This window comes from Methylophaga sp. UBA2496 (genome assembly GCF_002341635.1).
In the GTDB taxonomy this organism is placed as follows: domain Bacteria; phylum Pseudomonadota; class Gammaproteobacteria; order Nitrosococcales; family Methylophagaceae; genus Methylophaga.
On the sequence record NZ_DDOK01000007.1, the window covers coordinates 272,720 to 295,226 of the forward strand.

Sequence of the window (22,507 nt, forward strand, 5' to 3'; positions counted from 1 at the left end):
TTTTATTTAAGCAATGTCAGTATGACTTAAATCTAACTGCTGTTGAACATTCTCAACAACAACCGGCAAATCAAACCCACTCAAACTCAACCCCACCAACCTGACTGGTTTATGCCCAGCTTCAGTCCGAGCCAACAACTTTGGAATCCACTCCTGTAAATCAGCAAAGCCAATACTGTGATCCAGGGTTTGAGCACGAGTGACTTGTTGAAAGTCAGCGTATTTCACTTTGACAGTAACGGTTCTGCCTTGCATGTTGTGTTTGTTAAGACTGTCGAGCACTTGTTTGGCGAGGTCGAGGAGGATGATAGTTAACTCGGGGACGGAAAGAATATCTTCAGCAAAGGTGGTTTCCTTGCCCAGTGATTTGCGTATACGCTGACTGCGGACCGGTCGTTCGTCAATGGCTCGGGCGATGTTGTAATAATACTGACCGGATTTGCCGAAACGTTTGGTGAGTTCGGTTAAGGTTTTCTGTCGTAAGTCATTGCCGGTATGGATGCCGAGGTTTTTCATTTTGGTTTCGGTGGCGGGGCCGATACCGTGAAATTTGCCGATGGGTAGTAGGTTTACAAATTCCTGGCCCTGTTCTGGGCGGATGAGATACAGGCCATCGGGTTTATCCATATCAGAGGCAATTTTGGCGAGAAATTTATTGTAGGACACACCAGCCGAGGCGGTGAGCCCAGTCTCGTCAAGGATTTCACTTTTGATGGCTTTGGCAATCAATGTGGCAGAGCCATTAAACGATTCAGTGTAAGTGACATCCAGATAGGCTTCATCTAAAGAAAGCGGTTCAACTTCTGAGGCATATCGCCAGAATATTTCGCGGATTTGGTTGGATACTTCTTTATAGGCGTCAAAACGGGGACGGACAAAAATGGCTTCGGGGCATAGGCGATAGGCCCGTGATGAGGCCATTGCCGAATGAATACCAAATTTGCGTGCTTCATAGCTGCACGCGGCCACCACGCCACGGCTATCGGGTTGACCACCGACGATCAGCGGTTTGCCTTTGAGCTCGGGAAAATCACGTTGTTCAACCGAGGCATAAAAGGCGTCCATATCTACGTGAATGATTTTTCGTTGCTTAGCCATTGATATTTGAGGTGATTAAGTTCTCGTTATTTTCTCACAATCTAGAACGAATAGGTGGAGTGAGATATTTCCATATTGAACTGACGGTTATTTCAGAGTGGATTGCCAGAAGCGTCAATGTTACTTTAGCGAATTAAACCTCATCAGTGAGCTTACGTTTGATTGCAAATATCCGTTCCTGGCAGGAAAGTCTGCGGGCTTTCTTTACCCCTCAAGTTGTCACCATGCTGTTTCTCGGTATTGCAGCGGGGTTGCCGTTATTACTGATTTTTTCATCGCTTAGCTTATGGCTGCGGGAAGCCGGTGTGGAACGCAGCGCAGTCACCTATTTCAGTTGGGCGGCGCTGGGTTATTCCTTCAAATTTGTCTGGGCTCCGCTGCTGGATATTTTGCCATTACCGATTTTGCATCGCCTGTTAGGTCGAAGGCGCAGCTGGTTATTTTTATCGCAATTGATGATTATTACGTCGATTATTTTGATGGCGATGGTGGATCCGGCCACACATTCACTCACATTAATGGCTATTGCCGCAGTATTACTGGGCTTTTCAGCCGCGACGCAGGATGTGGTGATTGATGCTTATCGTATTGAATCTGCCGATACGCGTTTACAGGCGTTAATGTCCGCCAGTTATATCGCCGGTTATCGAATCGGTATGTTAATGGCCGGAGCGGGCGCGTTGATGCTGGCCAGTTATTTTGGCTCGGAAATGGGTGAATATGATTATCTGGCCTGGCGACAAAGCTATTTGATTATGGCGGCATTGATGTTGATTGGTGTAGCAACAACGCTGTTAAGCCCTGAACCCGAAGTGAATAAAAAAATTCATGATGATCGAAAGCGGGATTATCTGGGTTTGATGCTGACTTTTGCCTTGTCGATTAGTGGTTTTATCGGCTGTTTTTACCTGACAGGTGATTGGGCGGTGCAAGCACGATTACAGATGCTCAGTTGGGTCCATAATGGTCCATTGGCTGCAGTGGGTGTTGAATTGGTGCGGTTAGTGCTGGCAACCCTGGTGGCGGTGATTATTGCCAGAGTGTTAATTTTAATGGGATGGGTACAGAAGAGTATTGTGCATCGCAGCTATGTTGAGCCAGTACAGGATTTCTTTAAACGTTATGGTCTGTCGATGGCGTTGTTATTGCTGCTATTGATTGGTCTGTATCGGATCTCCGATATCGTGCTGGGTGTTGTTGCCAATATTTTTTATCAGGATATGGGCTTTACCAAACCGGAAATTGCCACGGTGGTAAAAACCTTTGGTTTGTTTATGACCATTGTCGGCGGTTTCCTCGGTGGGATTCTGGCACTGCGTTTCGGGGTAATGCGCATTCTGTTTTTAGGAGCAGTGTTATCCGCTCTGACTAATCTGTTGTTTATGTTGCTGGCACAAATGGGCAACGATATTGTGATGTTGTATATCGTGATTTCCGCCGACAACCTGTCGGGTGGCCTGGCGAGTGCAGCATTTATTGCGTTTTTGTCCAGCCTGACCAATATCTCGTTTACCGCCGTGCAATACGCTATTTTCAGTTCGCTGATGACCTTGCTGCCGAAAATACTTGGCGGTTATTCCGGGACCATGGTGGAAAGTATCGGCTATGAACAGTTCTTTTTGCTGACGGCATTCATGGGAGTGCCGGTGTTGTTGTTAGTATTCCTGGCGGCCAGGCGTTTTCGAATAGATGATTAGCTGAACATCGTTATGTGGCGCTGGCTGTTAATTTTAATAGTAGTTTTTTTCGGCTGGCGTCATTGTTCGTCGGCTGAGACAGAGTTTGTTGAGCCCAACAGAGTTGTTGAAAACACGCCTCGGCAAACTGAAGTATCTGACATAGCTTCAATACCTTTTGATCAATATCTTATCCAGCCTGTGGCGGAATTTCATCTGGAAGCCCGTGTGTTGGCACGGGAAGATTATTACTTAGGCCGTGAAGCGGATTTATCCCCTACTGATTTGGTATTAGGATGGAAAGATATGGCAGATCCGCAGGTGGTGAAACAGATCAACATCCGCCAATCCGGCCGCTGGTATTTCTGGCAGGTTGACTCGTTTCCAATCCCGCGCCGTCATATTGAAACGCAAAGTGCCAATATGCATTTGATCCCGGCTAACGATGAAATAGCCAGAACGCTGAAGCAGATACGAGCTGGACAATTGATTACGCTTCAGGGCTATCTGGTCAATGTGCATGCTGAGGATGGCTGGCGCTGGCGCAGCTCGCTCAGCCGTGAGGATACCGGTGCCAATGCCTGTGAATTGATTTATGTGATGCAGCTTAAAATCATTTCCAGATAACAGTTTTGGGTGTTTTATCGCGGGAAATTTCCCCGAAATATTTATGTTATGTTGGCTTTATCCATACACAGCAAGGAGATTTCTATGTCTAATACCGCGACTTCAATCAGTGATTACGCTGCCATTACCAAGCTGATACAGCACTATATTGATGGTGCCGTTTCGGGCCGTGGTGAGCTGATGAAACCGGCTTTCCATCAGGATGCCACCATCTACGGTTATGTTGGTCCGGATTTATTTGCCGGCCCCATTCAGGGTTTGTATGACTGGAATGATGAAAATGGTCCGGCCAAAGAGATGAAATCAACGATTACGCATATTGATGTGGTCGGTAATGCCGCCAGTGTACGTTTGGAGTCAGATAACTGGACCGGTCATCGTTTTACCGATTTTTTCAATTTGTTAAAAATTGATGGCAAATGGCAGGTGATGAATAAAGTATTTCACCTGCATGACGAGGACTAAACTGCTGGGTTAATCCAGCAGCTTATAACAAGGTTTGTAGGCATTTTCGTCCTGCCCCAGTTTCATACGTTTTTCGCGGACAAATTTGCGTAACAGATCATCAATGGCGCGTAGCAGTTCCGGTTCACCGTTAATAACATACGGACCATGTTTGGCCACTTCACGAATACCAAAGGCTTTGACATTACCGGCGACAATACCGGAAAAAGCCGAACGTAAATTACTGGCTAGCTCATGCTTTGGCATGTCTGAATACAGACGCAAAGAAGCCATGTTTTCATGAGTGGGAATAAATGGCTGTTGCAACATCGGATCGATATGCAGTTGCCAGTTAAAGTAGTAGGCATCCTGTGATTCACGACGCGCCAGATGCACCGCATCAACCGAATCACGGATGGTCTGTCCCACTGTTTCCGGCTCGCCAATGACAATTTGATAAAGCTCGGCAATCTCATCACCCAGACAGCGGCGCAGGAATTTATCCAGCGTATCAAAATAGTCGCGACAGGACTCAGGGCCGGCAAACACTAAGGGTATGCCTTGTTTGTTTTCCGGATGCAGCAAAATACTGAGCAAATAGAAAATTTCTTCAACGGTGCCGACGCCACCTGGAAACACAATAAAACTGTGACCCAGACGCACAAATGCTTCCAGCCGTTTTTCAATATCCGGCATTATCACCAGTTCATTAACAATCGCATTTGGCGATTCAGAAGCAATAATGCCCGGTTCACTGATACCGATATAACGGCCGGTTTTGATTTGCTGCTTGGCATGGCCAACAGCTGCGCCTTTCATCGGACCTTTCATCGCACCAATACCACAGCCGGTAATGATATCCAGATTACGCAGACCTAATTCATAGCCCACATGTTTGGCGTAATCATATTCTTCTCGTGGAATGGAATGACCACCCCAGCACACCACCAGATTCGGTGTCATATTCGGCTTGATAGCATCGGCATTGCGCAGAATCATAAATACGCTATCCGTTATCTGCTCAGAGGTTGGCGAGGTTTGCCGAGCGAGAATTTTGAAGTCGGTATAGATAATATCGCGCAGTGCCGAAGATAAATGCTCCTGAATGCCACGAATAATCTTGTCGTCAACAAAAGACTGTGCCGGTGCATTTTTGATTTCCAGCACCACACCACGCGATTGCGGCACCAGTTTGATATCAAAGTCGGCAAAGGTATGAAAGATCTGCTCAGCATCATCCTGATGACTGTCGGTATTTAGAATCGCCAAAGCGCAATCGCGAAATAATCGATGCAGATCTTCGCTGGTGTTACTGATACGTTGGATTTCTTCCTGAGACAGCAGATTTAATGTTCGTAATGGACGAATCGTGGTGTGTTGAATTTTGTTCATAGACTTCTATTGATAAAAAAGGCAAGCAGACATACTCCCACTGTTGAGTTTGGGAATCAATGTAAAAAAATCTACCAAACGAAACAAAAAAGCCCCTGTGTCAGGGGCTTTGGTATAAATATCTTACTCGATCAAAATGGAATATCGTCATCATAATAATCGGCTTCACCACCTGAACCATAATCCGGGCCTGCAGAAGCTGAGGCAGGTTGCGGATTGTTGTAGTTACTTTTTGCTGCGGGTTGAGATGGTCGGCCTTGATTGTAATCCTGATTATCACTGCTTCCGCCGCCGGCACCTTTGCTGTCCAGCATGGTCATTTCATTACCGACAATTTCAGTGGTGTATTGATCCTGACCTTGCTGATTTTGCCACTTACGGGTTTGAATACGGCCTTCTATATAAACTTGTGAGCCTTTACGCAGATATTGCTGAGCAATTTCACCCAGTTTGTTGCGTAACACCACGCGATGCCATTCCGTACGTTCCTGGCGTTCACCGGTTTGTTTGTCACGCCAGCTTTCTGAGGTGGCAATCCGTAAATTACAGATCGAGCCACCATTAGGAAAAGCCCGGCTTTCAGGATCGACTCCGAGTCTGCCAACCAGAATAACTTTGTTTACTGACATGGTGAATTCCTTTTTTAATTCAAATATTTGTTCATTTTACGCATAAATCAGACATGCTTCGAGTTCATGCAAATCGACATCATCGGCGAGATATTTGACGTAAGCAAGCCTCTCTTCTAGCACGATAACTATCTCTACCACGCCTTTAATCGCATTCAGCCGTTCTGCAAATTCATCAGCCGTCTCGGCCGTCACTTCATTTAACGGAATAATGCGGCTACTGTAATGTTTTGGCGCTTGCATGGGTAGCATAAATATCAGCCAAACAGCACTGATCAACCCGGCGGACCAGAAAATCCAGCTGATATCACCAACACTGTAAATGATTCCCCCCAGAATGCCGCCGAGAAATGCACCGATAAATTGCGCGCTGGAATAGATGCCCATTGCAGTGCCTTTATTTCTAATGGGACTGAGCTTGGACATCATCGAAGGCAGGCTGGCTTCAAGAATATTAAAGGCGGTAAAAAATAACCACAAGCACACCATCAATATGGCTAACGAGCTTGGCAGCAATGCCCAACCGACCTGGGCAATGGCCAATACGGCGATTGCGCCGGTAAAGACCATTTTCATTTTGCGTTGTTTTTCGGCCAGCAGAATAAACGGCACCATCGTGATAAATGCCAGTAGCAACACTGGCAAATAGGTGAGGGCTAAATCAGCTTTGGCCACGCCAGCAAAATCCTGCAAGGCAATCGGCAAGGCAAAAAAGCTTAAGGTCAGTAATAAATGCAGCACCAGAATACTGATGACCAGTCGCATAATAGAAGTATTTGCCAATACCTCACCAATCTGTGCGCGGGCAGGTTTCATATCCTGATGTTGCTTATGCTTAAATGGAGTGGGCACCCACCAATGCAAGATGATCATGCCGAAAACCGCCATTAATGCGGTGGCCCAGAAGATACCATCCAGTCCAATCCAGCTTTCCAATGCGGCACCACCAGCCAATGCCACAGAAAATGACAGGCCAATGCTGATGCCAATAGCTGCCATGGCTTTGGTGCGATGCTGGTCGCGAGTCAGGTCAGCCGTTAAGGCCATTACCACCGCAGCAATCGCGCCACTGCCTTGCAATAAACGCCCAAGAATCACGGTATAAATAGAATCTGCCATCGCGGCCAATAAACTGCCAAAAGCAAATAAAATTAACCCCAGATAAATGACCTTCTTACGACCAATTCGATCGGAAAGCATGCCAAACGGAATTTGTAATACAGCCTGCGTTAAACCGTAGGCACCGATGGCCAGACCGATTAATAGCGGCGTGCTGTGTGAATACTGTTGAGCGGAGAGCGAAAATACCGGCAAAATCATAAATAACCCGAGCATTCGCAGGGCGAATATGAGTGATAAACCGGAAATAGTTCGTTTCTCCAGCGCACTGAGTGCGTCAGATGTGGCTTGCTTTTGCGTCATGATAGGGTGACAGAGTATATTGATCCGTTGGATTTTACTACGGAACAGGCATGAAAAAAATCAGTATCCGCGGCGCCCGTACGCACAACCTGAAAAATATTGATCTGGACCTGCCCAGAGATGCGCTGATTGTCATTACCGGCTTGTCCGGATCAGGCAAATCGTCACTGGCTTTTGACACCTTGTATGCAGAAGGGCAGCGCCGTTATGTGGAATCACTATCGGCCTATGCCAGACAGTTTTTATCGATGATGGAAAAGCCCGATGTTGATCATATTGAGGGACTTTCTCCAGCCATTTCCATTGAACAAAAATCGACATCGCATAATCCGCGCTCTACCGTCGGTACGATTACTGAAATCTATGATTATCTGAGATTATTACTGGCGCGAGCCGGTGAGCCACGCTGTCCGACCCATCATCTGCCTTTGGAAGCGCAGACAGTCAGCCAGATGGTGGATACCGTATTAGCGATGCCGGAAGGCAAACGGTTAATGTTGTTGGCTCCGGTCATTCAGGATCGCAAGGGCGAACATTTATCGGTATTTGAAGGTTTGCGAGCACAAGGTTTTGTGCGTGCAAGAGTCAACGGCGAAGTGGTTGAACTGGAACAGCCACCAGAGCTGGAGTTACGCAAAAAACATACTATTGAAGCTGTGGTAGACCGATTTAAGGTACGGGAAGATATTCAGCAGCGTCTGGCTGAATCATTTGAAACCGCTTTAAAGCTGGCGGACGGTGTGGCTAAAGTCGTATCAATGGATGATGACTCCGATCAAACCCTGTTTTCCGCACGCTTTGCCTGTTCCGAATGTGGTTATTCGATTGCCGAACTTGAACCACGCATGTTTTCGTTTAATAACCCGGCTGGAGCCTGCCCTACCTGTGATGGACTGGGAATAAAACAGTTTGTCGATCCTTCCCGCGTCGTTGCACACCCTGAACTGAGCCTGGCGGCCGGCGCGATTAGAGGCTGGGATCGTCGTAATGCTTATTATTACCAGATGATTCTGTCTCTGGCGAAGCATTATCAGTTTGATATTGATGCGGCGTTTGATTCATTACCGGAAAATGTCCGCCAGGTCATTTTGTATGGCAGCGGTCGCACTGATATTGATTTCAGTTATATCAGCGACCGCGGCAAACGGGTGACCCGTAAACATGCCTTTGAAGGCATTATTCCGAATCTGCAACGTCGCTATCATGAAACCGAATCCGGCAGTGTGCGTGATGAACTGGCGAAATTTCACTCCATCAGAGCCTGTCCGGATTGTCATGGCACCCGATTAAGAGAAGCCTCACGTAATGTCTTTATCAACGAAACCAATTTACCGGCGATAACGGCAATGCCGATAGGCGAGGCCACTCAGTTTTTCCAGGAATTACAATTGCCCGGCAAACGTGGCGAGATCGCCAGTAAGATCGTCAGTGAGATCAGTGCACGCCTTAGCTTTCTGGTGAATGTCGGACTGGATTACCTGTCTTTGGCGCGTAGTGCGGATACCTTATCTGGTGGTGAAGCCCAGCGTATTCGTCTTGCAAGTCAGATTGGCGCAGGTCTGGTGGGGGTGATGTACATACTTGATGAACCTTCCATTGGTTTGCATCAGCGTGATAATGATCGTTTGCTGGCAACGCTGACCCGATTACGCGATCTGGGTAATACGGTAATCGTAGTTGAGCATGATGAGGATGCGATCCGCAGTGCTGATTATGTGCTGGATATCGGGCCGGGCGCCGGTGTACACGGTGGTGAAATTGTGGCCCGTGGGACACCTCAGGATATTATGAAAAGTGAGCATTCGCTTACCGGCCAATACCTGTCAGGGCGGCGCAAAATTGAGATACCAGTTAAGCGAGAAGCTTATCATGCCGGTAAGGCGATTGGTCTTCGTGGTGCCTGCGGCAATAATCTGAAACATGTGGATGTGGATATTCCGATTGGTTTGATGACCTGTGTCACCGGTGTATCAGGGTCTGGTAAATCCACATTGATCAATGAAACATTGCTGAAACTGACATCCAAAACCCTCAACGGTGCTTCCGATGAACCGGCTCCGCATACGGAAATTCTGGGCTTGGAACAGCTGGATAAAGTGGTGGCGATTAATCAAAGTCCCATTGGTCGCACGCCACGCTCCAACCCTGCCACCTATACCGGCTTATTTACCCCGATTCGTGAATTATTTGCTGGGACTCAGGAAGCTCGGGCCCGGGGTTACGGCCCGGGGCGTTTCAGTTTTAATGTCAAAGGCGGCCGCTGTGAAGCCTGTCAGGGTGATGGTCTTATTAAAGTGGAAATGCACTTTTTACCGGATATCTATGTGCCGTGTGATGTCTGTAAAGGCAAGCGCTATAATCGCGAAACCCTGGATATTCGCTACAAAGGCAAGACCATTACTGAAGTGCTGGATATGACCATTGAAGACGCCAATGTGTTTTTCGAAAATATCCCGGTGGTTGCGAAAAAACTGCAAACCCTGATTGATGTTGGCTTGACATATATCAAGCTGGGACAAAATGCCACGACGCTTTCCGGCGGTGAAGCGCAACGGGTCAAACTGGCAAAAGAACTCTCCAAACGGGATACCGGTAAAACGCTTTATATCCTGGACGAGCCAACTACAGGCTTGCATTTTTATGATATTGAGCAGCTGCTGAAAGTGCTGCATCATTTGCGTGATCGTGGCAACACTATCGTAGTGATTGAGCATAATCTGGATGTGGTGAAAACCGCGGATTGGGTAATTGATATGGGGCCTGAAGGTGGTGCGGGAGGCGGCGAAGTGATTGCGGTCGGCACGCCAGAACAAATTGCTGAATATCCGAATTCACATACCGGCCATTATTTAAAGCCTTTACTGAAATGAGTCTTGAACAGGAAATCAAATTAGCCGTTGCAGGCTCTGACAAGCTGGATCTGTCAGAGCTTGACTGGTTGCAGGCCATCACCACGGAACAGCAGCAGCTGCATTTGCGTACCGAATATTTTGATACACCAGAGTTAAAGCTGAAAAATCAGGGTATTGCTTTACGTATGCGGCAAATTGGTGATCAGTGGGTGCAAACGGTAAAGAGCAGTGGCCAGGTCAAAGATGGCTTGCATCAGCGTGAAGAGTGGGAACATCCCATCATGAATAGCGAGTTTGATCTACCATTATTGCGGCAGACGCCATTAGCACCGATTGTTGATGACAGTGGCAGCTGGAGACAATTAACGTGTCTGTTTTATACCGAGTTTCAACGTGATGTGTATTTGCTGGAAGCACCGCAGGATACGCTGATAGAACTGGCATATGATTTTGGTGAGGCGGGTTCAGCTGACAACACGGCTGTCATCCACGAAATTGAGCTTGAGTTACGTCATGGGGCGCTTGAAGTGTTACGGCAAATTGCCGAAAGGTTGAGAGAAGAACTGAGTCTGACCTATAAAAACAGCAGTAAAGCAGAGACGGGCTATCAGCTCTATCAGCAAAACCAAAGTAAATAATACTGCTTAACGGGCCGACATGCCGCGGGCGCTTTCAAATTTCCAGGTACGGATAATGGTTAACATATCACTGCCCTGTAGAACATCCTCAGGGATGGCAGCATAGGGCGCACCCAAGCGAACAATGCGCACCGCCGCATCATCCAGTACTTTATGCCCGGAAGAGCGTGACACGACAATTCCATCGGGAGGCACGCTGCCATCTGGTTTAATATCAACGGATAACATCAAGCTGCCGTTAACACCCTTATCTTTGGCTTCCTGAGGGTAATTCATATTGCCGATGCGCTCGACTTTCATTGCCCACGCCCGCATATAGGCCGCAGCAGAATATTCTTTAGTGGCTGCCGAAATGCGGCGTTTTTTCGGTGTTTCACTCAGGGCTTTGCTGTTATTGTTCAGTGTGTTTTGCAGCGAACCGATTTCGGTTCTTGCCCGCGCAATCAATTCTGCGCCGGAAACGGTTGGTTGGAGGGCTTCTGTTTCCTCCGGTGCATCGACAATATCATCCGTCTTAATTTCACTGGTTTCGACTTTACGCTCTGCGTTTTCAGCAGTGATTTTCTTACTGGCGGTTTCAGGCTCTGGTTTGGACTCAACTGGCTCGGCAGGTGGCTCAACCACAGGTGGTTCTGGGGCTGCCTCAACCACGGCAGGCAACTCTTCTGCTGTTGGGGTTTCATCCAGAACGGGTTCTGGAGTCACGGATTCAACCGGAACAGGATCCCGTTCTGTGATTGGAGCAGGCAAAGGTGCTATAGCTGCTGGAGGTTCTTCAGCAATGGGTACCGACATATCCGGTGTCGGTTCTGGCGATTTTTCTTCTGTTTCCCCGCCGCCTTCATTGGTGACTTGAGCTAAATAGCTGGGCTCTTCCGGAGCCTGCTCAGTTTGTTGTTTCACCAGGGTAATATCAAGTTGATTTACCGGGGCATTGGTTGGTGGAGACGTCACATTAAAGCTGATAGCAAACACCACTATCGCATGCAGAATGACCGACCCGATAAGGGTCAGAATCATACGATCAGTGGCGCTCGAAGTGCTAATCATTCACTTACTCTTGCGGGATTTCACGAATCACAGGGTCACGATCATGTCCGGTTAATCTGACACGCTTTTGCATCGAAGGACTCATTTCGACTTCGCCATCTTCAGTCACTAACATTACCATATCAATTCCCATTTCAGCAGCGATGGTTGGCCAGTCGCTGCCGGCAACAAAAATAGCGGTGGCCGCAGCGTCCGCCATTGAGGCATTTTCGTGAATCACGGTTGAAGACATGGCTTGATCAGCAGGATATCCGTTACGAGGATCCAGAATATGCGGGTAACGTTTACCTTCATAGGTGAAAAAGCGTTCGTAATCTCCGGAACTGAAAACACTTTCATCACCACTCACCGCTACAGAAGCCAATACCCGGTCATGCCTTGGATGTCGAATACCAATAATCCAGGGACGTTCACCATGCGACCCTATGGCGCGTAAATCGCCGCCGATATTGATGACGGCATTTTCGATGCCTTGCTGTTTTAATACAGCTATGGCGTTATCTACGGCATAACCTTTGGCAAAACCACCGAAGCCTAACCGGACATTGGTGTTGTTGCTGCTCAAAACACCATTTTCAATCACAATATCTTCCATCGTCGGACTATCTGCAAGCCATGCATCAATATCCTTTTGTGATGGTGGTGGACGGGATTCAAACCAGTTATCCTGTTCGTAACCCCATAGCTGAAACAGATTGCCGGCTGCCGGGTTGAATAACTGACCACTTTCACCGGCCAGTTTCTGTGCAAGAAGGATAACTTTGGCCACGTTGTCATCGACTTCAATGGATTCCCCGGCAGTAATTGCTTCATTGATTTTGGTTAACACACTGGGTTGCCAGGCGTGCCACAGATCATTTACCTCTGAAAAAGACTGCTCAAGTGTGTCTATGGTTTTAGACGCTGTTTCTTCATCAACGCCATATAGACTGACGTCAATTTCGGTTCCAAACGCATAAAACTTGGCTTGTAACGCCCGATCGCTATCTCCACAAGCACTCAATAAAGCTAAACCAATTAATAATAAAAGGCTGTGTACAACAGTCTTCATAAATGGGCCTCAATACAATTCATTAAATCACCGGCAATATTCAGATTGAACTGCCGATCAAGCTCACGGATACAGGTCGGACTGGTGACATTAATTTCGGTAAGGTAATCACCAATCACATCCAAACCGACAAATAACAGGCCTTTTTCGCGTAATTTCGGTCCGACTTGCTGGCAAATCCAGTGGTCTCTTTCAGTCAGCGGGCGACCTTCTCCGCGACCACCTGCTGCCAGGTTTCCGCGGGTTTCTCCGGCTGCCGGGATGCGGGCCAGGGCATAGGGCACCGGCTCACCATTGATCAGCAAAATGCGTTTATCACCGTCTTTAATTGCTGGCAGGTATTGCTGCACCATCACCGATTTTTTACCTAACTCAGTCAATGTTTCAACAATCACCGAAAAATTCGGATCGTCCTGACTGACTTTAAAAATTGAAGCACCGCCCATGCCGTCAAGCGGTTTGATAATAATATCGCCGTGTTGTTGCTGAAACTCACGCATCAGTGATTTTTTGCGAGTGACCAGAGTGGGGGGGCAACATTGGGGGAACCAGGCGGTAAACAGTTTCTCATTGGCATCCCGAAGGCTTTGTGGTGGGTTGACTACCAATACACCTTCTGACTGGGCCTGTTCAAGCAGGTAAGTGCTATAGATATATTCCATGTCAAATGGCGGGTCCTTGCGCATCAGAATCGCGTCAAGTTCACTCAGCCGACGTGTTTTCGGCTCGCCTAATTGATACCAGTTTTCAGCATCATCATTGACCTGCAAATCCCGCATGCTGGCCATGACTTTGCCCTGGCTCAGATAAAGATCCTGTTGTTCCATATACTGGAGCTTCCAACCTTTGGCCTGAGCCGCCAGAAGCATCGCAAAACTGCTGTCTTTTTTGATATTGATGGCCGAAATGGGGTCCATCACGATGCCGATAAGTCGCGACATAATTATGCTCTTTAACGATTAATGGGTGGCTGCATTGTACCGTATCTGTTTCTTTGCGGTGACAGTCGCACATGTCAACTTGGCAAGGCCATCAATTCATTACCGAGTTGTCTCTACAAGCCACTGCTTTATTCGCTATAATCAGTGCATTTTTAGTGATGTGAAGACAATTTTCTCAATGAGTGATTCTGCGGCAACTGTGGCGGCCACGCCAAAAACCTTTCAGGAACTGATCCTGCGCCTGCAACAATACTGGGCGGAACAAGGCTGTGTATTACTGCAGCCCTACGATATGGAAGTAGGTGCAGGCACATTCCATCCGGCAACGTTTTTACGGGCTATCGGTCCGGAGCCATGGAGTGCGGCTTATGTGCAGCCCTCGCGTCGTCCGACGGATGGCCGTTATGGCGATAATCCCAATCGCTTGCAGCACTATTATCAGTTTCAGGTACTGATCAAACCGTCACCATTAAATATTCAGGAACTGTATCTTGGATCGCTGAGAATGCTGGGGATTGATACCAGTATTCACGATATTCGCTTTGTGGAAGATAACTGGGAATCACCGACATTAGGGGCCTGGGGGCTGGGCTGGGAAGTCTGGTTAAACGGTATGGAAGTAACACAGTTCACCTACTTTCAGCAGGTTGGCGGGTTGGAATGCAAACCGGTCAGCGGGGAAATTACTTATGGCCTGGAACGCATCGCCATGTATCTGCAAGGTGTAGCCAGTGTCTATGATCTGGTCTGGGCTGACGGTCCGTTAGGTAAAGTGACTTATGGTGATGTGTTCCATCAAAACGAAGTCGAAATGTCGACCTACAACTTTGAACATGCCAATACCGAACATCTGTTTCAGCAGTTCGATACCTGTGAAAAAGAGAGTGAGAGAATGATTGCAGCGGGCTTGCCGTTACCTGCTTATGAAATGGTGTTGAAAGCGTCACATACCTTTAACTTGCTGGATGCGCGTAAAGCCATTTCGGTTACTGAAAGACAGCGCTTTATTTTGCGGGTCAGAACGTTGGCCAGAGCGGTCGCTCAGGCTTATTACGACAGACGTGAATCCTTGGGTTTTCCGATGTTAAGCAAACAGGATGAGGTGCAGTCATGAGTGATGTACGAGATTTCCTGTTGGAGCTGGGTACTGAAGAATTGCCGCCCAAAGCGCTTTCGACATTGAGTGATGCTTTATTGAAAGGTATCGAAAAAGGTTTGGCGGCAGCAGAACTGAGCTATTCGGCTTCGAAGGCCTATGCCAGTCCACGCCGTTTGGCACTCGTGATTACTGGACTGCAAACCCATCAGGCTGATCGTAATGTCGAAAAGCGTGGTCCTGCGGTCACCGCTGGTTTTGATGAAGATGGCAACCCGACTAAAGCCTTACAGGGTTTTGCCCGTTCCTGTGGCGTTGAGGTTGATGCACTGGAGACACTGGAAACTGATAAAGGAGCCTGGCTGGTCTATCGTGAAAAACAGTCTGGACAGGCGGCTACAGAATTACTGCCGGAAATTGTCAAACAGGCGTTGGCGGCATTGCCCATTCCCAAACGTATGCGCTGGGGAAGTCTGTCAGAAGAGTTCGTCAGGCCGGTGCATTGGCTTATATTGATGCTGGGTGATGAGATTATTCCTGCCAATCTGCTTGGTGTGCAATCCAATCAGTTGAGCTACGGCCACCGTTTTCATCATCCTCAGGCAATTCGCATCAGCAGCCCTCAGACTTATGCACCGCAATTGCTCAGCGAAGGCCATGTCATGGTGGATTTTAAAGAGCGTCGTGAAGCCATCCGGGGACAGGTCAGTGAACTGGCCACGCAACTGGGCGGTCAGGCCATCATTGATGACGAATTACTCGACGAAGTGACGGGGCTGGTGGAGTGGCCAGTTGCCTTATCCGGTGAATTTGACAAGCGTTTTCTGGAATTACCATCACAGGCATTGATTTCCTCAATGCAGGGCCATCAAAAATATTTTCCGGTAGAAGACGCTGCAGGTATGTTACTGCCCTATTTTATTACCGTTTGTAATATTGAAAGCCGTGATCCTGCACAGGTCATTGCGGGTAATGAACGAGTAATTCTGCCACGTTTAAGTGATGCGGCATTTTTCTGGGATACCGATCGGAAACGGCCATTAGCCGATCGTCAGGAGCAGCTCAAAACTATTGTATTCCAGAAACAATTGGGGACGGTGCATGACAAATCACAGCGTGTGGCAAAACTGGCCAGCTTTATTGCGGTAAACATTGGTGGCGATACTGCTTTGGCGGCGCGCGCAGCAATGCTGGCTAAATGCGATTTGGTCACTGAAATGGTTGGTGAATTTCCTGAGCTGCAAGGCATTATGGGCAGCTTTTATGCACGCCTGGATGGTGAGCAGGAAGAACTCGCAATGGCAATGGATGAACAGTATCTGCCTCGCTTCGCTGGCGATGTATTGCCACAAGGTAAAACTGGTCAGGCACTGAGCCTGGCTGAAAAAATCGATACCCTATGTGGTCTGTTTGGTATTGGTCAACCACCATCAGGTGCCAAGGACCCGTTTGCCTTACGTCGCGCTGCGCTTGGTGTATTGCGAATCATTATTGAAAATGATCTGGATCTGGATCTGGCCGAACTGTTACAGCAGTCGGTACAAAGTTACGACCAACAACTGACTGAAACCGACATTGTTGAACCGGTGATGCAATACCTGTTTGACCGATTACGCGGCTATGCCGCAGATGCAGGACATCATGGTGATGTATTTGAAGCTGTGCTGGCTTTGCAACCGACACGCCCTTTAGACTTTATGCATCGAATGCGGGCTGTATCGGCATTTCGGGAAATGGAGCAGGCTGAAGCGCTGGCGGCGGGGAATAAACGGATTGATAATATTCTTCGCAAAAATGCGGCATATGAAGCTGATCTGCAATTGAATCCGGATTTGCTTGAAGAAACGGCAGAGCAGCAGCTGGCTGAAACGTTAAAACGTGTTTCTGCAGATGTTGGTCCGATGATGCAAAACGCGGATTACACCGGCGTATTACGTCGACTGGCTGACATGCGCGACAGTATTGATGCCTTTTTTGACGAAGTCATGGTTATGGCAGAAGATGAAGCTATTCGTCATAATCGTCTGGCGCTGTTAAATCAGACACGGGCATTGTTTTTGGGTGTGGCGGATATTTCCCGATTACAAAATTAGGATGCATATATGTCGCTGATAATTCTTGATCGTGATGGTGTGATAAACCATGATTCCGATGAGTTTATTAAATCACCGTCTGAATGGGAGCCTATAGAGGGCAGCCTGGAAGCCATTGCGAGACTGAATTATGCTGGTTATCGGGTGGTGATTATTACGAACCAGTCCGGTATCGCAAGAGGTTTACTGGATGTAGAAACACTAAACCGTATCCACAGCAAAATGCGGCGCATGCTGGCACAGGTTGGCGGACGCATTGAAGCCATTTTTTTCTGTCCGCATGGACCGGATGATAATTGTGATTGCCGTAAACCTAAAGATGCTGCATTTAAAGATCTGGCTCATCGCCTAAGGGTTAATCTGGGTCATGTGCCTGCTGTGGGTGACTCACTTCGCGATATCCAGGCAGCGCAGTCTGCTGGTGCCAAACCCATTCTGGTGCGTACCGGAAAAGGTGAAAAAACTGTTAAAAAAGGTATTCCGAAAGGGGTGCCGGTCTATGACAATCTGGCTGCAGTTGCCGATGCCTTATTGGAAGCCGATATTTGATGCAGACTTTCCGTTCGTTCATTTTTCTGATTATTTATGCGACAACTGCCATACTTTTTTCAGTGGTAGGGGTGTTAATCTGGCCATTACCTTTTAAACAACGCTACTGGGTAGTCAGCCGCTGGGCGGTGATGAATATATGGCTGCTGAAAATTATTTGTGGTCTTAAGCTGGAAGTTGAGGGGCGAGAAAACATACCGAATGAACCTTGTGTGGTTTTATGTAAACATCAATCCGCTTGGGAAACGCTGGCATTGCAGGCCGTATTTCCACCACAGGTCTGGGTGTTGAAACGCGAATTATTGTGGATTCCGTTTTTTGGTTGGGGACTTGCTTCATTACGCCCCATCGCCATTGATCGTAATGCCGGTCGTCAAGCTCTGAATCAGGTGATTGAGCAGGGTAAGGAACGGTTACAATCCGGTGCCATGGTGGTGGTATTTCCTGAGGGTACCCGTTTACCTCCCGGAACCATTGGGCGGTTTGGCATCGGGGGAGCACGTTTAGCCGTAGATGCTGGGGTTCCAGTGGTGCCGGTAGCCCATAATGCCGGTAGTTTTTGGGCAAAAAGCGGCTTTCTGAAACGGCCGGGCGTGATCCGGATGGTGATTGGCGCTAAGATTGATACTCAGGTTTTGTCGGCGACTGCCGTTAACCAGCAAGTGTATGACTGGATGGCATTAACCATGACCCAACTGGAAGGGAGTGCACCGGTGCAATTCAATAAAGGTGAACAGCGTGGCGAGAGCTGAAGGTATTTTACGGCTATTAATTGTTGATGACTCGCTGACCGAAGCTGATGCCATCATTAACGTCTTACGAAGTGCTGGACATGCGGTCCGCGCCGGGAGAGAAGATGAGTATGATGCACTGGAACAGTGTTTAAGTAATCAAAGCTGGGATCTGGTTATCTGCCGTGATGCGCTTCCATCACTGGCACCCATCGAAATAGTGAACTTAATCAAACATCTTGGCAAAGATCTCCCCTGCATTGTGATAACCGAAAATAAAGCGGCTGAAAAAGAGTTATTTCGAACGGGCGTTCAGGATGTCATTTTGAAAGATGATGTTGAGCGCCTGAAATTTGTTGCCGAACGGGAGCTGGATAACTTATTCATGCGGCGTCTGGGGCGACGAAATGAACGGGCTTTACGTGAAAGTGAAAAACGTTCACGTGCATTGCTGGAAAGTTCACGGGATGCTGTGGCCTATATGCATGAGGGCATGCACATATATGTCAACGGGGCTTATCTCAATCTGTTTGGCTATGAAGAACAGGAAGATATTGATGGTTTGCCCATTCTGGATTTGATTGATAGTGAAGATCATGCCAAATTCAAAATGGTATTCCGCCAATTCACCGAAAAAGTTGATGCAAGTCCGGCAATACTGACAGCCCAGTGTCTGAGAAATGATGGTTATGCGTTTGATGCGGATATCGAATTCAGTCATGCACAAGTGGAAGGAGAAGACTGCACTCAGGTCGTTGTTCGCGAACGTAGTGAAGACATTACTGAAGATGATGAGCAATTAAAACAATTACGTGATTTTGATTTACTCACTGGAGTATACAGCCGTACTCGTTTTGTCGACGAGCTTCAACACGCGGTTAATCAGGCTGCTGAAAATCAAAGTGATTCAGCATTGCTTTACCTGGTGTTAGATGATTTTCAGCAAATAAAAGAATTAGTAGGACTGACTAACAGTGACATAGTAATTAAAAGTGTTGGTGAACAGTTACAAAAAACTGCCCAGGAAGGTGAAAAGCTTGGCCGTTATGGTGACCAGATCTTTACGATTATTGTGCCGAGTGCTGATGAAAGTACGGTGAACCAACGTGCTGAAGCCTTTCTGAAAAGTGTTGATGAATTTGTATCCCATGCCAACGGTAAAATCATTGATTTACATTGCAGTATTGGTATCGCACGCGTCAGTGAAAATGTAGCTTCCGCGCAAACAGCATTGGAAAATGCAGACAAGGCCTGCACTCTGGCGCAACATGCCGGTGGTAATCAAACGGCCCGATTCGAAGAAAAAATCACCCAACCGGATAAAGAAGATCTTTCTGCCTGGCAGTCGATGTTACAAAATGCCTTACAGAAAGATTTATTCAGTATTCACTTTCAGCCAATTGTGGGGTTACATGGTCCTCAACAAGAACTGTATGAAGTTTTGTTAAGACTACAAGACGGTGAAAAAACCTTACTTGCTGAACAGTTTATTCAGTATGCCGTTGATCTGCAGATGATGACGGAAATTGATAAATGGGTGATACGTACGGCCCTTAAAAAGCTTTCTGAGCACCGTAAAACATATCCGAAAACGCGGTTTTTTATTAAACTTTCTGAACAAACATTACATGATAAAGATTATGTAGACTGGTTATCGGTCAGCTTGTCAGCACACAATTTAACTGGTCAGGCTTTGATATTTGAAATCAGTGAAACAGCCGCGTTGGATAATATCGAAGACACAAAAAATACAATTGCCAAACTTAAGGCCATTGGCTGTGAATTTGGATTAGAACATTTTGGATCAGGTATTGGCTTTTCGCATAGTTTGAGTGTTCTGGATGTGGACTACCTGAAGATCAACGGTAATTTTGTTGAGAATATGGCGCACGATACTGAAAATCAGGCCGCTATTAAATCGATAATTGATATGGCAAAACAGGCTGGAAAACCCTGCATTGCCGAGTTTGTATCCGATGCTGTGAGCCTGGCTCTACTGTGGCGTCTGGGGGTGGATTACGCTCAGGGATTTTATATTCATAAACCTTCAGATAAGCTGGATTACAACTTTGAAGACGAAGATCTTTAGATTGAGAGATTAATGAACGGATAAAGGCCGGCTGTATTAAATGCAGCCGGCCTTTTTTACAGGGTTAGATTCGGCCTGTACGCAAAGCTTCAATGCGTTTTTCAAGCGGAGGATGGGTCATAAATAAGGCGCTGATGCCACCACGACCACCGGAGATTCCCATTGCATGCAGTTGATCTGGTAGAGGTTGCTCAGAGGTTTTTGCAAGCCGCTGCAAGGCAGCAATCATTTTTCCTGAACCGACTAAACGGGCTGCACCGGCATCGGCGCGAAATTCCCTTTGGCGACTAAACCACATCACAATAATGCTGGCCAGAATACCCAGAACCAATTCGGCGATGATCGAGGTGATCCAGAAAGCCGGACCATGACCACGTTCCGTTTTAAATACTGTACGGTCAATCAGATGACCAATAATCCGTGATAGAAAGATAACGAATGTATTTACCACACCTTGAATTAATGCCATCGTCACCATGTCTCCATTGGCAACGTGGCTCACTTCATGCGCTAAAACCGCCTCAACTTCATCTTGTGTCATCGATTGCATCAGCCCAGTGCTTACCGCGACCAGGGCGTTGTTACGATTCATTCCGGTGGCAAAGGCGTTCGGTTGAGAGGATTGATAAATGGCCACTTCAGGCGAGCCTATTCCCGCTTGTTGAGCCTGGCGCTTTACAGTTTCAACCAGCCATTTTTCCGTTGGATTTTTAGGTGAAGTGATCACTTCTGCACCGGTCAGGCGTTTTGCTGTCCATTTGGATATAGCTAATGAAATTAATGAACCACTGAAGCCAATAACCGCAGCAAAAATCAGCAATGAAGTCATATTCAGGTCAGAGCCCTGTTCATCCAGCAGACTCTCAATACCCAATAACCGCATGGTTATACTTAAAACCGCCAGTACGGCAATATTGGTGGCGAGAAACAACATGATTCGTTTCATTTAACATTCCCTCAGGTTAACTTGCTTTTAATATGGGTAAGCCGAAGCCTGTTTTCAAGCTGCCGAAGATAAATTTTCAATCAATTTATTTGCAAACTGATGACCATCATTCAGCTCTGTTTTGTCCTGAGTTAGCAGTAAAGTGCAAATGATGCCTCCTGCTTGGATATAACTTCCATCAGCAGGCAGATCATAACAATAGTCAGGCCAGTTAAAGTCAGCCGGGATCGTAATGTTCTCTGGTGCAAAACAAAACCATAAGATTCGCTTTTTTGGCGGAAGTTCAGCATGAATTTCCGGCATAACACCCTTGGAACTCATCAGCTGCCAATCGATTAAAGGAGCGTCGCCTGGTAATAACTGACAAGAAGAAGTTGGACGTGGATTGATTTCCAGCAGAAATATTTCACCGGAGGGACTGATCTGAAAATCCAACGACATCAAACCTGATAATCCGAGTCGCAGTGTCAGTTGTTGTAGGATTTGCTTAAGAAACTGTTGTTGTTTTGAATCAAGTTGTAAGCCGCTGGTAATCGCTTGCAGGCAAAAATCATCCTTGCGGGTATCACGACTGTATTGCTGGTTGAACAGTAACAACTGACAATCAATACCGTTAGCCAGAAATACAACAGAAGCACTGATACCTTCAATGTACTGCTGATAATATATGTTCAATCGTCCAGCAGCCGATCCGGCATCGACAATATGGGTTCCACCCCAGGCCGCGGCAGATTTGGCTAACCATTTACCTTTAAAGCTCTGGTTGTTATCAAATACTGTTGGCGGATGAGGGAAAGAGAGTTGATCAAGTAAGGCTATCCAATTTACCGGTTCACAAAGTTGACTGAAACTGTTTATTGAAATACCGGCAAATTTGATATGAGAGGGTAATTGGGACAGTAGCGGATAGAAGCGTTCGATGCCTGTACCGCAAATTAATGAACAAGCCTGACCATCACTTAATGTCATAATGGTTTGCCGCCACTCATCGTTAAGTATTTTGTCGAGGGGAGGGAGCTTGAGATATTTATCAGCGACCCGAAGAGTATCAGTGTCTGCATAGCAGTCAGCAACACGGACGATGTAACCTTCCCGTGAAGCTGATTGCGCCAGCATTCTTCCACTTTGAGCGAGAATTAACAGGAGTTTTGGATGATCAGCCATGTCCTGTTTGATGACAATT

Annotated in this window: 19 protein-coding genes; 10 read left to right on the top strand and 9 right to left on the bottom strand. The window is 47.1% G+C overall.

Translation table 11 applies throughout. The features are described from left to right. Positions 1-6: 6 nt before the first annotated feature. Entirely contained in the window at positions 7-1,098 is a 1,092-nt protein-coding gene (dinB, locus tag B2W60_RS11205; RefSeq protein ID WP_292360553.1) for a DNA polymerase IV, read from the bottom strand. 158 nt (positions 1,099-1,256) lie between these two features. Between dinB and B2W60_RS11210 the strand changes: the two genes are divergently transcribed. From B2W60_RS11210 to B2W60_RS11220, 3 genes are all read left to right on the top strand, one after another. Beyond that, a complete protein-coding gene (locus B2W60_RS11210; RefSeq protein ID WP_292360551.1) occupies positions 1,257-2,795 on the top strand; it encodes an AmpG family muropeptide MFS transporter in 1,539 nt (512 codons plus the stop codon). A 207-nt stretch (positions 2,796-3,002) separates the two neighbouring features. After that, entirely contained in the window at positions 3,003-3,401 is a 399-nt protein-coding gene (locus tag B2W60_RS11215; protein ID WP_292360549.1) for a hypothetical protein, read from the top strand. An 84-nt stretch (positions 3,402-3,485) separates the two neighbouring features. Beyond that, complete coding sequence (locus B2W60_RS11220) at positions 3,486-3,866, top strand: nuclear transport factor 2 family protein (protein WP_292360547.1); 381 nt, start codon at positions 3,486-3,488, stop codon at positions 3,864-3,866. Positions 3,867-3,875: 9 nt separating this feature from the next. Here B2W60_RS11220 and ppnN read toward each other — a convergent pair whose 3' ends face one another. From ppnN to B2W60_RS11235, 3 genes are all read right to left on the bottom strand, one after another. Beyond that, a complete protein-coding gene (ppnN, locus tag B2W60_RS11225) occupies positions 3,876-5,237 on the bottom strand; it encodes a nucleotide 5'-monophosphate nucleosidase PpnN (RefSeq protein WP_292360545.1) in 1,362 nt (453 codons plus the stop codon). A gap of 131 nt (positions 5,238-5,368) precedes the next feature. Then, positions 5,369-5,866, bottom strand: coding sequence for a single-stranded DNA-binding protein (ssb, locus tag B2W60_RS11230; RefSeq protein WP_292360543.1), 498 nt, complete (start codon positions 5,864-5,866; stop codon positions 5,369-5,371). Between the two features lie 36 nt (positions 5,867-5,902). After that, a complete protein-coding gene (locus tag B2W60_RS11235; RefSeq protein ID WP_292360541.1) occupies positions 5,903-7,288 on the bottom strand; it encodes an MFS transporter in 1,386 nt (461 codons plus the stop codon). 50 nt (positions 7,289-7,338) lie between these two features. On the opposite strand from B2W60_RS11235, the gene uvrA reads away from it, so the two are divergent. Both uvrA and B2W60_RS11245 read left to right on the top strand, forming a co-directional pair. Further along, a complete protein-coding gene (gene uvrA / locus B2W60_RS11240) occupies positions 7,339-10,158 on the top strand; it encodes an excinuclease ABC subunit UvrA (protein WP_292360539.1) in 2,820 nt (939 codons plus the stop codon). Further along, positions 10,155-10,778 carry an inorganic triphosphatase gene (locus B2W60_RS11245; RefSeq protein WP_292360537.1) on the top strand — a complete coding sequence of 208 codons (624 nt, stop codon included), beginning with the start codon at positions 10,155-10,157 and terminating at the stop codon, positions 10,776-10,778. The genes uvrA and B2W60_RS11245 overlap by 4 nt, the downstream gene beginning before the upstream one ends. A 6-nt stretch (positions 10,779-10,784) precedes the next feature. Here the strand turns inward: B2W60_RS11245 and B2W60_RS11250 are convergent, their stop codons facing one another. From B2W60_RS11250 to gshB, 3 genes are read right to left on the bottom strand one after another with little or no spacing between them, the layout of a single operon-like run. Next, positions 10,785-11,828 (bottom strand): energy transducer TonB, encoded by a 1,044-nt coding sequence (locus B2W60_RS11250; protein ID WP_292360536.1) that lies wholly within the window; start codon positions 11,826-11,828, stop codon positions 10,785-10,787. Between the two features lie 4 nt (positions 11,829-11,832). Next, positions 11,833-12,879 carry an FAD:protein FMN transferase gene (locus B2W60_RS11255; RefSeq protein ID WP_292360534.1) on the bottom strand — a complete coding sequence of 349 codons (1,047 nt, stop codon included), beginning with the start codon at positions 12,877-12,879 and terminating at the stop codon, positions 11,833-11,835. Further along, positions 12,876-13,820, bottom strand: a complete 945-nt coding sequence (gshB, locus tag B2W60_RS11260) for a glutathione synthase (protein WP_292360532.1) — start codon at positions 13,818-13,820, stop codon at positions 12,876-12,878. The genes B2W60_RS11255 and gshB overlap by 4 nt, the downstream gene beginning before the upstream one ends. A gap of 178 nt (positions 13,821-13,998) precedes the next feature. On the opposite strand from gshB, the gene glyQ reads away from it, so the two are divergent. From glyQ to B2W60_RS11285, 5 genes are read left to right on the top strand one after another with little or no spacing between them, the layout of a single operon-like run. After that, a complete protein-coding gene (glyQ, locus tag B2W60_RS11265) occupies positions 13,999-14,934 on the top strand; it encodes a glycine--tRNA ligase subunit alpha (protein WP_292360530.1) in 936 nt (311 codons plus the stop codon). Beyond that, the gene (gene glyS / locus B2W60_RS11270) at positions 14,931-17,009 is read left to right on the top strand and encodes a glycine--tRNA ligase subunit beta (protein ID WP_292360528.1); all 2,079 of its coding nucleotides are present in this window, start codon (positions 14,931-14,933) and stop codon (positions 17,007-17,009) included. The genes glyQ and glyS overlap by 4 nt, the downstream gene beginning before the upstream one ends. Before the next feature lie 9 nt (positions 17,010-17,018). After that, complete coding sequence (gmhB, locus tag B2W60_RS11275) at positions 17,019-17,558, top strand: D-glycero-beta-D-manno-heptose 1,7-bisphosphate 7-phosphatase (RefSeq protein WP_292360526.1); 540 nt, start codon at positions 17,019-17,021, stop codon at positions 17,556-17,558. After that, positions 17,558-18,310: a lysophospholipid acyltransferase family protein gene (locus B2W60_RS11280; protein WP_292360524.1), complete on the top strand. Its 753-nt coding sequence runs from the start codon at positions 17,558-17,560 to the stop codon at positions 18,308-18,310. The genes gmhB and B2W60_RS11280 overlap by 1 nt, the downstream gene beginning before the upstream one ends. Continuing rightward, the gene (locus B2W60_RS11285) at positions 18,297-20,378 is read left to right on the top strand and encodes an EAL domain-containing protein (RefSeq protein WP_292360522.1); all 2,082 of its coding nucleotides are present in this window, start codon (positions 18,297-18,299) and stop codon (positions 20,376-20,378) included. The genes B2W60_RS11280 and B2W60_RS11285 overlap by 14 nt, the downstream gene beginning before the upstream one ends. Positions 20,379-20,442: 64 nt before the next feature. Here the strand turns inward: B2W60_RS11285 and htpX are convergent, their stop codons facing one another. Beyond that, positions 20,443-21,324, bottom strand: a complete 882-nt coding sequence (gene htpX / locus B2W60_RS11290; RefSeq protein WP_292360520.1) for a protease HtpX — start codon at positions 21,322-21,324, stop codon at positions 20,443-20,445. A 54-nt stretch (positions 21,325-21,378) separates the two neighbouring features. After that, positions 21,379-22,488 carry an ATP-grasp domain-containing protein gene (locus B2W60_RS11295; protein ID WP_292360519.1) on the bottom strand — a complete coding sequence of 370 codons (1,110 nt, stop codon included), beginning with the start codon at positions 22,486-22,488 and terminating at the stop codon, positions 21,379-21,381. Positions 22,489-22,507 lie beyond the last annotated feature (19 nt).